8 protein-coding genes and 5 pseudogenes are annotated in these 11,232 nt (G+C 56.6%); 9 read left to right on the top strand and 4 right to left on the bottom strand.

The features are described 5' to 3' along the window. Positions 1 to 570: 570 nt before the first annotated feature. The 3 genes and pseudogenes from tnpB (AB3X96_RS41295) to AB3X96_RS41285 form a co-directional block, all read left to right on the top strand. On the top strand, positions 571 to 720 hold the full coding sequence (tnpB, locus tag AB3X96_RS41295) for an IS66 family insertion sequence element accessory protein TnpB (RefSeq protein WP_368594252.1): 150 nt from the start codon (positions 571 to 573) through the stop codon (positions 718 to 720). Beyond that, positions 686 to 925, top strand: a complete 240-nt coding sequence (gene tnpB, locus AB3X96_RS41290; protein ID WP_368594251.1) for an IS66 family insertion sequence element accessory protein TnpB — start codon at positions 686 to 688, stop codon at positions 923 to 925. Before tnpB (AB3X96_RS41295) ends, tnpB (AB3X96_RS41290) begins: the two co-directional genes overlap by 35 nt. Before the next feature lie 90 nt (positions 926 to 1,015). Further along, positions 1,016 to 1,729: pseudogene (locus tag AB3X96_RS41285) on the top strand (IS66 family transposase zinc-finger binding domain-containing protein); the annotation flags it as partial. Between the two features lie 318 nt (positions 1,730 to 2,047). Here AB3X96_RS41285 and AB3X96_RS41280 read toward each other — a convergent pair. Both AB3X96_RS41280 and AB3X96_RS41275 read right to left on the bottom strand, forming a co-directional pair. Beyond that, positions 2,048 to 2,593, bottom strand: a complete 546-nt coding sequence (locus AB3X96_RS41280; RefSeq protein WP_368594250.1) for a non-canonical purine NTP pyrophosphatase — start codon at positions 2,591 to 2,593, stop codon at positions 2,048 to 2,050. After that, positions 2,539 to 3,645 (bottom strand): adenosine deaminase, encoded by a 1,107-nt coding sequence (locus AB3X96_RS41275; RefSeq protein WP_246392488.1) that lies wholly within the window; start codon positions 3,643 to 3,645, stop codon positions 2,539 to 2,541. Before AB3X96_RS41275 ends, AB3X96_RS41280 begins: the two co-directional genes overlap by 55 nt. A 397-nt stretch (positions 3,646 to 4,042) precedes the next feature. Here AB3X96_RS41275 and AB3X96_RS41270 point away from each other — a divergent pair, with 397 nt between their 5' ends. The 4 genes and pseudogenes from AB3X96_RS41270 to AB3X96_RS41255 all read left to right on the top strand — a co-directional run. Beyond that, positions 4,043 to 4,930, top strand: a complete 888-nt coding sequence (locus AB3X96_RS41270) for a transposase (protein WP_368594254.1) — start codon at positions 4,043 to 4,045, stop codon at positions 4,928 to 4,930. A gap of 44 nt (positions 4,931 to 4,974) precedes the next feature. Continuing rightward, a pseudogene (locus tag AB3X96_RS41265) lies at positions 4,975 to 5,257 on the top strand (DDE-type integrase/transposase/recombinase); the annotation flags it as partial. Positions 5,258 to 6,199: 942 nt separating this feature from the next. Next, a pseudogene (locus AB3X96_RS41260) lies at positions 6,200 to 6,343 on the top strand (transposase); the annotation flags it as partial. Between the two features lie 107 nt (positions 6,344 to 6,450). Then, positions 6,451 to 6,912, top strand: a pseudogene (locus tag AB3X96_RS41255) (transposase); the annotation flags it as partial. A 93-nt stretch (positions 6,913 to 7,005) separates the two neighbouring features. On the opposite strand, the pseudogene AB3X96_RS41250 reads toward AB3X96_RS41255, so the two are convergent. After that, positions 7,006 to 7,276: pseudogene (locus tag AB3X96_RS41250) on the bottom strand (IS630 family transposase); the annotation flags it as partial. A 51-nt stretch (positions 7,277 to 7,327) separates the two neighbouring features. On the opposite strand from AB3X96_RS41250, the gene AB3X96_RS41245 reads away from it, so the two are divergent. Both AB3X96_RS41245 and AB3X96_RS41240 read left to right on the top strand, forming a co-directional pair. Further along, a complete protein-coding gene (locus AB3X96_RS41245) occupies positions 7,328 to 8,680 on the top strand; it encodes an STM4012 family radical SAM protein (RefSeq protein ID WP_368594249.1) in 1,353 nt (450 codons plus the stop codon). Continuing rightward, positions 8,677 to 9,630, top strand: a complete 954-nt coding sequence (locus AB3X96_RS41240; protein WP_368594248.1) for a class I SAM-dependent methyltransferase — start codon at positions 8,677 to 8,679, stop codon at positions 9,628 to 9,630. The genes AB3X96_RS41245 and AB3X96_RS41240 overlap by 4 nt, the downstream gene beginning before the upstream one ends. A 57-nt stretch (positions 9,631 to 9,687) precedes the next feature. Here AB3X96_RS41240 and AB3X96_RS41235 read toward each other — a convergent pair whose 3' ends face one another. Next, positions 9,688 to 10,977 (bottom strand): IS4 family transposase, encoded by a 1,290-nt coding sequence (locus tag AB3X96_RS41235; RefSeq protein WP_368594253.1) that lies wholly within the window; start codon positions 10,975 to 10,977, stop codon positions 9,688 to 9,690. Positions 10,978 to 11,232: the final 255 nt, after the last annotated feature.

The raw sequence follows: 11,232 nt of genomic DNA, 5'->3' as shown, positions 1-11,232 counted from the left end.
CGCTTGCCGACACACCGTGCCGCCGACATAGCGCAACTGCTTCCTCATCGCTGGACGCCGACCGCTGCTTGATCGTTTGATCGTTTGAGCGATCGCCCCAGTCAAGATGCCTTCCCCGGGTGCTTACAGACGAACTCGATTTTCTCCCTCTCAAAGTCACGCACATCGACGAAGGCGGTAGGCGCTGCTTCGATCCCGACGGGAAACGACGGCTGATCGAGGCGTGCGAGAAACCCGGTGCATCGGTGGCTGGCCTGGCGCTCAAGGCTGGCGTGAACGCCAACCAGATGCGCAAGTGGATCATGCTGGAGCGCAGGGGGGCTCGGCGGAATTCGTACCCGTAGTGGAGGTAGCCGAACCGGATGCTGTGACGGCAAGCGCAAATCTGCGTTCGTCGCCTGCCGTGACGCTGGTGCTCAGGCCGCGCGAAGTCGTGCGAAGTTCGCCGCGCCCACCGTCACCGTCGCGCCTGGTGGCGCGACTTCCCAACGGGGTGAGTCTCGAACTTGAGTGCAGCGGGCAGGATCCGGCATTGATCACGACGATGATTGACGCGTTGAGAAGCCGGTGATGCTGCGCTTCGCCAACGACCTGCGCGTCTACCTGTATCGCGAACCGGTGGATTTCCGGTGTGGCCTCAACACCCTTGCTGTTCTGGTCGAGGAATCGATGCGGCTGGACCCGCTTGCCGGCGCCGTCTACGCGATTCCGCAATCGTAAATGTGACAGGATCAAGCTCCTGCTGTACGAGCGCACTGGCTTCTGGCTGTTGCTGCGCCGGCTCGAGGAAGACCGTTTCGTGTGGCCGCGACGCGATGAGGAAGTGATCAAGCTGACAACGCAGCAGCTGCACTGGCTGTTGGACGGCATCGATATCGACGCGCTTCGCCGTCATCCTGTCCGTCATTACGAGCACGCCGGTTAGCCCGGCACGTTGCAGGTCAGCAACGCGACAGGCGCCTTTTACGGATTGACGTAAACCTGTAGCGCGCCGCGCTCCGCTATCCTGGAGCGCATGACGAATGCACCCGACCTCAAGCGCGTACCCCATGCCGTCCAGGGCTACATACACGATCTCGAAGAACGCGTGGCTGGCGACACGAAGCGCATCGGCGAGCTGAGCCAGCGGATCGAACAGCTTGAGGAGTAGGTCCGTCTGCTGCAATCCGAGCGCTACGCACCGAAGAGCGAGAAACGCCAGGATCGGGGGTTCGACGAGGCGGAGCAGCTCGCCAGTGAGCCCGGCGACGAAGACGACGCGGATGCGGGGCCCGCACTGCCCGACACCGGTTTGCCACTGGTCGGCCAGCCTGAGCGGAGCAAGGTCGGACGCAAGCCGTTGCCGGCGTACCTGAAGCGCGAACGCGTCGATTACGATCTGCCGGAAGACCAGCGAGGCTGCCCGTGCTGTGGCAATCCGATGCATCGCATCGGCGAGGATATCAGTGAACAGCTGCACGTCCAAGTCAAGTGGACGGTTCGCCAGAACGCGCGCGCAAAGTACGCATGCCGACACTGCGAGCGTCACGCCGAACATACACCGGTCGTGCTCACCCCGATGCCAGTGTAGCCGATTCCGGGTAGCCATGCGGACGCCTCGGTGATCGCGACGGTGGCGACCGCGAAATACGTCGACGGCATGCCGCTGTATCGGATGCAGGCGGCACTTGCCCGCTGGCAGATTCCGGTGAGTCGGGGCACGCTCGCGCAATGGGTGATCCGTCCAACAAGCCATCCCATCGCAGAATTACGAACAATTTGTGGGTAATCCTGAGGGGAAACCCGGGGCGGTTCAATGTCCGTGTTGACTTATGCCATTCACGGTCCATCCAGCTGCAGAGGGCCCTGAGCCCGCCCTTCTTCTTGTAGAACTCCGCAAGGGCCAGCTGAGTGCCATAGGTAGAGAAAATCTTCGGGTCATAGCCAAGCTGTTTCGCGATGTGCGCGATCAACGCGTCCCAATTCGGCAGACCAAGGTTGGCAGGCACCCCGGCCCCCGCAAACAGCATCAGCTTGCCAGTGCGGTGGGCATCAAGCAGTTCGTCTTTCATTTCGTGCCCTTCGCAGATTTGAGGTGGGCGGCAAACAGATCCAGCGCTTTGCGGCGCATGGAGATGTCGTCCTTGGCGGCCCCCATCTCCGCAAACGTCTGTGTGCTGCCATCCGGAACGAAGACACAGTCCCATTGGAAGTGAGTGGGACCGGCAGGTTTGCGAGGTACGGTTCCGTTGATCGCACCTTCTATTATATGGATCTCGCGCCCGTCGCAGTACCCAAGGATCGTTTTGGCAGTCACCTTGGCGTCGCCAAGCCCTGTAACGAGGTCGGCGAAGCGATCCGCTTGTAGCCTGTCCCAGAATATCTGCGTCAAACCTGCGGGAAGTCCATTGAGGCCGCTCAAGTACAAGCCTGTATGTTCGACGAAAAACGGGCGACCGATGGACTGGAACGCCTTGGTCAGCTTGTCCCGCACCAAACTCTCGACGTCTTCTGTCTGGAGCTCCTCGATTTTCCTCGACACCGGCACGATGTCCACGCCTACGGGGGCAAGGATCCGCTGCACTTCGGTGATCTTGTGCTCGTTGCCCGACATAAATCGGATTTTAGATCCTTCACGAATGAGTAGCGTTTGGCTACTTCGTACTGCTGTCGCATGTCACCGATCGACAGGCCTTCGGCCATCGCGGCGGCTTGGTCATCCGCAAGGCCGCGCTGGTGGATTGCGGGGTTATCCGAGCAAATGACAAACGGCACGCCATATCGCCGGAACTGTTGAAGCGGGTGAGCCTCGTTCGCAGGAACTGCGCCAGTAAGCCGATTGCTGATCGGACACACCTCGACGCAGATATCCCTCGCAGAAAGAAGCTCCAGCACATCTGGATCTTTGCCAGCCGCTGTTCCGTGGCCAATTCGATCTGCGCCGAACAGTTCTACGGCAGACCGGACGTTCTCAACGCGGCCTGTTTCACCGGCGTGGATCGTGATCCCGAGATCGAACCTGTCTTTGGCCGCCCGAAAGAGCGAGGGTAACTCTTTCGGATATGCCGTTTCTTCATCGCCAGCAAGGTCGAGCCCAATCACGTCCTTCGGCTCACCAAGGTCCTGGTAGGCCTGCAGGAGGGTGGATAGGTTGACCGCGCTGTAGTCGCCACGCGTCACCGTGAGAATCAGGCCGCGCCGGATACCGTGGCGCAGTGCAGCCACCCTGGTCGATTCGATAAGGCGCTCGAGCGCCTGTGCTGGCGAACACTTCTGAAGCTGTGCAAGGTACAGAACGCTGCTTCGGAGCTCGACGAAGCGCACGTTGTTTTCCGCCAGGCCCGCGACAACTGCAAGGGTGAGGCGATCGAGATTCTCGCGCTTCCTTGGAAAGAGCTGCAGAGCTTGCCATGGCGTTAGGTATTCGGCCAGCGACTGGCAGGGTGTCGCTCGAACTAGGTCTCGCTCAAACTCGAATCCGGCTGGCAACACGGTCGCTTCGTCTGCCAGGATCTCTCGAATCGTCGACGTTGGAATCGCGCCGTTCATGTGCATATGGAGTTCCCCCCGGCTATGCACGTCCGCGCCCTTTCCGTATTCGTGCGCTTCCTTGGCGTCGCGGGCATCGCCAAGCATCCCAGGTAGGTCAATCTGCCGTTGATCCAATCGTAGTTCCTGTATCTACTTATCGAGAGTCCTACTCGTTTCTGTGCGTTCTAGCGCGTTCCCATATTGTAACGCCTCCTCCGCAGAGACGCGTTAAGAACGTCCGGTCTGCCGTAGAACTGTTCGGCGCAGATCGAATTGCCCACGGAACAGCTCAACTGGTTCTGTCGCAGTAAGAGCGAGAGGTCGGCCAAGTCCGATATGATATGGATTCCTTATCCAGCCAGCAAATAGAATTGCCTTTCAGGCGATCAACGCCCGGCGGGAGGACATGAAGCCAGCTTGAATAATGCCATATAAAGCCAGACTATAGACGGGTGAACCGCGCAAGCGCAAGAAGCCGGGGTACCGGGTGACGAACGCGCGGGCGTATAACCAGAGCCTGAGAAAGCGCGGCATGATCAGCCTGTATGTGCCGGGCGGCGATCTGAAGGCGCAGCTTATCAACGCAAAGATCCGTACGCCGGGCGTGTCGGGGCGTGAGCCGACCTACGCCACGGCGTACATCGAGCTGATCTTTACCTTCTACCGGCTGTTCGGCTGGGGGATGCGGCAGATCACCGGCTATATGGAGGACTACTGGGAGACTCGCGGGCTGGACATCCCGGTGCCCAGCGCCAGTCAGCTGGGCGAACGGTTCGCTTCACTGGAGGTGAGCGTCACGCAGCGTTGCGAACAGCTGGCCCGACGTCTCGCGCGCGGCGAGACGATCAGTCTCATCGTCGACAGCACGGGATTGAGCTTTGGGCGGGCGAGCCAGTGGTACGAGGAAAAGTTCGCTCAGAGGGCCGCGCGCACGCCGTGGCGCAAGATGCATCTGTCGATCGACGCTGACATGAACGTACACGCGATCCGCATCACCACTACAGAAGTATCGGACAGCGAAGGAATGGACGCCGTGCTGCCCGCTGATGTGCCGATGGATCGGGTGATTGCCGATGGCGCGTACTACAGCATCGAGCGTACCGAAGCGCTTTCAGGCGCGGGCGTGACGCCCGTCATCCCACCGCCAGCTCACACTGTCGGACACGGCGAGGAGCGAACCCGCCGGCATGACCAGATCGTCAGATACATCGAGGACAAAGGCATCTATGCATTTCACAAGAATACGGCTACGGTGTGCGCTCGCTGGTCGAGGCACAGATCTCGCGTATCAAGCGCTGCATCGGCGAGCGCCCTGCTGACGCAGGAGCTTGCGTCGCAGGAAGGCGAAGGCGTAATCATCGCCAACCTGCTGAACCGGTGGAACGCCTTCGGCAAACCGGTTTGCGTCAAAAATGCATAGTCGCGTCCATGGCACGGGAACTCGTACCCATCCGGACAAAGCCCAGGAGTGGGGCGAATTTCGCTGCGCTTGAGGCTATCAACGCCGGGCGCGAGACGGCGATCAGGATTCGTCAGCCGAAGTATCTGAATAACATCGTCGAGCAGGACCACCGCGCGATCAAGCGCCGGACCCGCCCGATGCTCGGGTCCAAGAAATTTCGTTGCGCCCGCATTCTCCGGGGTGACATCGAAATCAAAATCATGCACATGATCGTCAAGGGGCAATTGAACGATTGCGGCGTTGGTGCAGACTGCCGCACAGCAGTTCTATTCGCTGACTGTATAAGGAATGCATGCCATATCGGTCTTGGCCGACCTTTCGCTCTTACTGCGACAGAACCCGAGCTGGTGCCCTGTACCTTGCGACAAGGACATCGTCCCCCTACCACTGTAAATCCGAGACAGCCTGCCCATAGTCGCGCAACTTCGCGACAGTGTAGGCGTCCAGCCATGCGATGATCTGTCGCATTTGTCGCAATTGCGACATTGAGAACATTGAAGCGACCGCATCGGAAGACTCGCTGGAATACCGAACTGACGTGGGATTTGCCACCTCACGCACACTTGGCACAAAAAGTGATAGTCAAGAGAGAAGCCTCTTTTGAATTTCGAGTGGGTGGATTTGGCCGGGTCAAGGGCGGGCGTAACCCCGGCGGACCGCACCCTTGATGCGGTCAAATCCAGTCGCACGCTTGACGGCTCGGGCCAGGCAAAGCCTTGCGGCGCCCAGCTCCCGAGCTCGTCCGGCGGCAAGGACTTCCACGCCTTGGGGCGGGGTTAGGGGTGGGGTAATCCACGCCGAAGAGTCGAGTCTTCCGCTACCGCGCAAGGCGTACCACCCACTCAAATATCAAAAGAGCCAGAGAGAAATTAGTGGGTGCGGCAGCAGGCAGCGTAGTGCAAGGCATTGCACATCGCTACGGCCAGCTCGTTCAACGTAGCAATGGTTAGGGATACACAATGATAGCTTTATCGAAAGAAGAGACGGGCGAAGGCCGTGCTGTGCACGGAGAGCTATCCCTCCCCGACATGAAGGCCGGGGTTGCCCGCGCCTTCTAATGAAAAAATTTTTAGTATCAATCGCCTCGTTTGTGTTGCTACTGTCGATGACGGTGACCTCAGCCGCTGCAGCCGTGGCTGCCCCCGCGCCGTTGCCGAAGTGGAGCGTGTTGATTTTCATGAACGGGAAGATGTGTTTACATTTTGTCTTTTGCGCGAGCAGGCCAAGATGATTCGAACGTTATTGAGCGATGAAGTATGGGCACGAATCGAATCCGTCTTGCCGGGCAAGGAAGGCGATCCAGAGCGCACGGCGACCGACAACCGTTGGTTTGTCGAAGCTGTCCTCTGGATCGGCCGGACCGGATGCCCCTAGCGCGATTTGCCGAAAGAGTTCGGCCGATGGCATACGGTGTACATGGGCTTAGTCCGGATGGGGGTATTGCAAAGATGGTGCGGGTTGTGTAGAAGCGCAACATCATGAAGCCAGCTTCAATAATGCCATATAAAGCCAGACTAAAGACGGGTGAACCGCGCAAGCGCAAGAAACCGGGGTACCGGGTGATGAACGCGCGGGCGTATAACCAGAGCCTGAGAAAGCGCGGCATGATCAGCCTGTATGTGCCGGGCGGCGATCTGAAGGCGCAGCTTATCAACGCAAAGATCCGTACGCCGGGCGTGTCGGGGCGTGAGCCGACCTACACCACGGCGTACATCGAGCTGATCTTTACCTTCTACCGGCTGTTCGGCTGGGGGATGCGGCAGATCACGGGCTATATGGACGACTACTGGGAGACTCGCGGGCTGGACATCCTGGTGCCCAGCGCCAGTCAGCTGGGCGAACGGTTCGCTTCACTGGAGGTGAGCGTCACGCAGCGTTGCGAACAGCTGGCCCGACGTCTCGCGCGCGGCGAGACGATCAGTCTCATCGTCGACAGCACGGGATTGAGCTTTGGGCGGGCGAGCCAGTGGTACGAGGAAAAGTTCGCTCAGAAGGCCGCGCGCACGCCGTGGCGCAAGATGCATCTGTCGATCTCTCGCTTCAAGGCCCGCGAGGTCAGGTCGCGGCGCCCGGCCTGGATGTCTGCCGTAAAGGCCACCCAGGCGCTCACTGGTGAAACGCGTTTGCCACGTTGTGATGAATCGCGAATCGCAGCAATTCGGCCATGATCGCCGCCCGCGAGGCCCCTTCGAAGAGCAGCAAGATCAACCGCGCACGCCTTACCTGGCCAACCGCCATCGTGCGGCTGCGCTGCATCGACATCAGCTCTTCGCGCTCGGTTTCACTCAGATTCATTTTGCCCATGCACTATTAGATAAGTGCAATTTCATTGGTTCAATGGACTAGGAGAAAAGCATGCAGCAAATCGCGGATTCAATTCGACATTCTATAAGGAACAATCACTTAAAGTCGTATGTATATAGTTATCCTTCGAAAAGGTCGTATAAAAGTCTACATAATATCGGCATTGCGGAAATATGGCACACCGGTGATCGCGGGCCAGCTTCAATATATATCCATATACCATTTTGCAGATACAGGTGTACTTATTGTACGTTATTTCTAACTACCCAGGGTACAGAGGATATAATACAAAATTATGTTGATAAAATATGTGAACAAATCAAATTTTATGCGAAATATACGGGAAGGAAGACAGTTGCATCTGTGTATTTTGGTGGCGGAACTGCGACTATTCTAAACGAAAAACAATTCGGACAGGTTTTTTCATCGATTCAACACGGATTCCCGAATATTGCGTCCTCTGCTGAGCTATGTGTCGAAGGTTCTCCCGACTCGATCTCCGAAGAACTCCTCGATTTCTTGAAAAACCAAGGCGTGAACCGAATCAGTATGGGTATCCAAACCATGGATTCCGCTGAACTGAAGGCCAGCGGTCGCCCATACCCGGTTTCGACAACAATCTCCGCGGTAGAAAATATCCGAAAGCGTTTCGAAAATTTCAATCTGGATCTGATCTACGGCCTTTCAGGTCAGACCTACGAAAGCTGGCAAAATTCGCTCCGCCACATCGTTTCATCAGATCCACTTACTATCTCACTGTATCCTGCAATTAGCCGACCTCTCACAGCGATTTATAAGCAGCAGCGATTGCATCCGGCGCGATACATCGACGACCAGACCACGTATGCGATCTACGATAGCAATGTCGAGTTCATGCAAATGAATGGATACCGACAAGAGTCCTTCACTAGGTTCACCCGTCTGCCAGAAAGCAGCAGCGCGTACGCCCAAGAGACTTCCGACTTTCTCGGCGTTCCGATGATCGGAATTGGAGCAGGCGCAAGAAGCTACAACGGAAAATACCACTACAGCTTCGACTACGCGGTCGACCTCAATGAGGTCGGCAAGGCCATTCAAGATTATTTGAGCCTCGAAATCACCGAACACAGCATGGTGAGGTACGGGATTGTTCTGGATGCTTACGAAGAGCGCTTGAGATATTTCATCCTCAGCCTTACGCTGAACCAGCTTTCTCGGGCGTACTATTCATCACAGTTTGGCCGGAGTCTGTATTCTGATTTTTTGGACGTAATTGATGCACTTGAGGCTGAGGGGTGCATCGAGCCACCGTCCAATGACAAGATTCGATTGACCAGGAAGGGTTACAAATACAGTAATTTGGTCGCGCACCATCTTTTCTCGAGCCATGTGAAAACCCTGGAAGAAAGGTATGTTCCACGATGAACAACAGTGAGCAATTTTGGGAGAAAGGTTATTCGGACGCGAAAGTTTGGACGATGGGCGGACCGAGTGTTGAGGTATTTGAAATTGAACAGTTTCTACCACGAAACTCGACTGTTATAGACATCGGCTGTGGCGAAGGCAGAAATGCGCTCTTTCTTGCCCTCAGGGGACACAGGGTGACCGCCTTGGAACTTTCCTCGAACGCCGTGAAGAAACTTCGTTCGATTGCTGACCGTTATTCATTGAACATCGATGTGATCGAGCAACGGATCGAGGATTTCGTACCGGATGAAAATTATGATCTAGTTATGGCGCACTCGTCGTTACATTTCGTGACGAAAGACGTGTGGATTCCCTTGCTTCGGGAAATGAGGCAACTGACTAAGCCGGGCGGATTTCACAACTTCACATCGATTATTGGAATTCCTCGCTACCCAGTTCCGCACGAGTGCCGACATGCCAATTCGTTTGACCGAGGCGATCTCGACTCGCAATATGCGGACTGGCAGATTCTTCGTTCCGATTTCTACGCCAAGTGGGATTGCCATCCGGGTATTCCGACGCATGTGCATGCCGTTGAGAAGTTTCTCTCGAGAAAAGCAAACTCGGTCGAGCGGTTCACGTTGACGAAGGTCGATCTTTCGAACAGCGACAATCTTCCTTTAATCTTGTTCGACAGCATACCCCTTGGAGCCGATGCTACCGCAGTCAAGTCGATGGGTGTTCGTCCGAGACATGTCAATCGGATTGAAATGCTAGGGTGGAACATGACGTCTCCTATGGAGCTGACGGGCAACTATGTGGTTGAAGACTGGATTTTCGGGAAATACGGACTCCAATTCACACAGGGCATTTTGACGGGTAAATACGAGTATTTCACGTCACCAGTTTCGTTGCGGAACTCTAGACATCATGTATGGACCTGCCGCACCTCAAGGCACGCGGATTAACCTTGTGAACCGCCCCGGGGTTTTCCCTCAGGATTACCCACAAGTTATGCAGTCGTGCTATTCGTCCTGCCTGAATATTCGGTACATCATCGTAATTTCATGCAGAACAAGAAAGCCACGCCAGATGACGGTAGGCCCTGGAGGATGATCACGCTTTCGAGGAAGATAGCCGCCGAGTCTGGCGATCCACAAAATCACCTGCGCGAGTGAGGGCGGTTCATCGGGCATTTCTGTACTACCGTGCGTACGGCAGTAGAGGGCCTGCCACTCGATTGGCTGCAGCAATACTTCGCACGACAGGTTTCCATCAAGCCGTGCAAGCAGCATCGCGTACAGGATTCTCCAGCTTACTACGGCGAACAACGCGGTGGCGCGTACGAATCGTTCGACATTGCCAAATTGGCGGGTTTCAATGCGACAGCCGCTTTTAAGCACGCGATGCCACGATTCAATTGTGCATCGACGTGCATACCATGCCAGACGCTCGAGGGCCTGTGCTTGCGTATACGTAGGCACCGAGGTCAGCAATAGCCATTCCAATGGCTCGGCTCCTTCGTCTACGTTCGTTTCCAACGCATGAATTGCAAATACCTCAATTTCGGGAAGCTTCTCGCGACGACGATTTTGCCGCGGACGAAGGCGTACGGGCATGCATCGTACAACCAGCCGTGCGGTGCGCGCCTGTCGGTTTTCGCGCGCAGGCACCTGCAGTTGCGTTTCTCCAATCACTGGCAAGGCTAGCACGGTTTCCAACAAATATCGATCAGGGTGTGCAACGCGTCGATTCCACGAAGCGCGCACCAGCCAGTCGACACCGGCAGGCCGCCGTGCCAGGAACACATCGTAGACATCGCCTTCGCGATCGCTCACGCCGATGACTTGCGTATGCGGACAGTGTGTCTTGAGTATGCCCAGCTGCTCGATACCTTCGAGCCATTTCGCGCGCTCTTTCTCTTGTACGCTTCGTTGTCCGCGCAGATGTTTCTTGCCCAACTCCTCCAGCCTACGTATCCACGTCTTCGGGCCGATCACGCTGAGTGGCAGCCCCTCAGACGTGAGCGCAAGCAGACTGTGTATCAGGAAACCACGAACGTGTGGATCGGAGCCATATCCCAGACCTTCGGTTGCCCGCAAATGAGACAAATTGAACTCAGTGGTGTCCTGAACCGCAAGTACGATCTGCACCTGCTGCATGCGACAAAGCGTTTGGCCGATGTGCGCGCCCAGCACGCCATCGACATCCACCTGTGGGTTATCGAAGAACCGATAAGCCGCCTTCAGCTCAGAAGAATTGAACGATTGCGGAAAAGAGCAATGCGGACTCGTCGAAAGCCTACGCGCCAGCATCACGAGCCGTCTGGTCAGGCGAGCGTCGCCACGTTCGGCGCACCAAACTCTTCACTTGCCCAGTCATCGAGGTCAGGGGTGTGCGACAACGCCCGGCATCACAGATCATGAACGGATCAAAGTTAAGGAGTCCGGTCTGAATAATTCGCTTTCGGCGGCACCGCTCACGGTGTCGACGCGAAAGCGGCGCAGAGGTTTAGCCACGACACAAGCACAAGGACGCAAAAACGCCGCAGTTTTCTGAGGATCATGCGC

The organism is Paraburkholderia sp. BR13439 (genome assembly GCF_040948805.1).
Lineage (GTDB): Bacteria > Pseudomonadota > Gammaproteobacteria > Burkholderiales > Burkholderiaceae > Paraburkholderia > Paraburkholderia youngii.
Note: the sequence above shows the minus strand (reverse complement) of the source record. Positions and strands in the feature narration are given on the sequence as shown.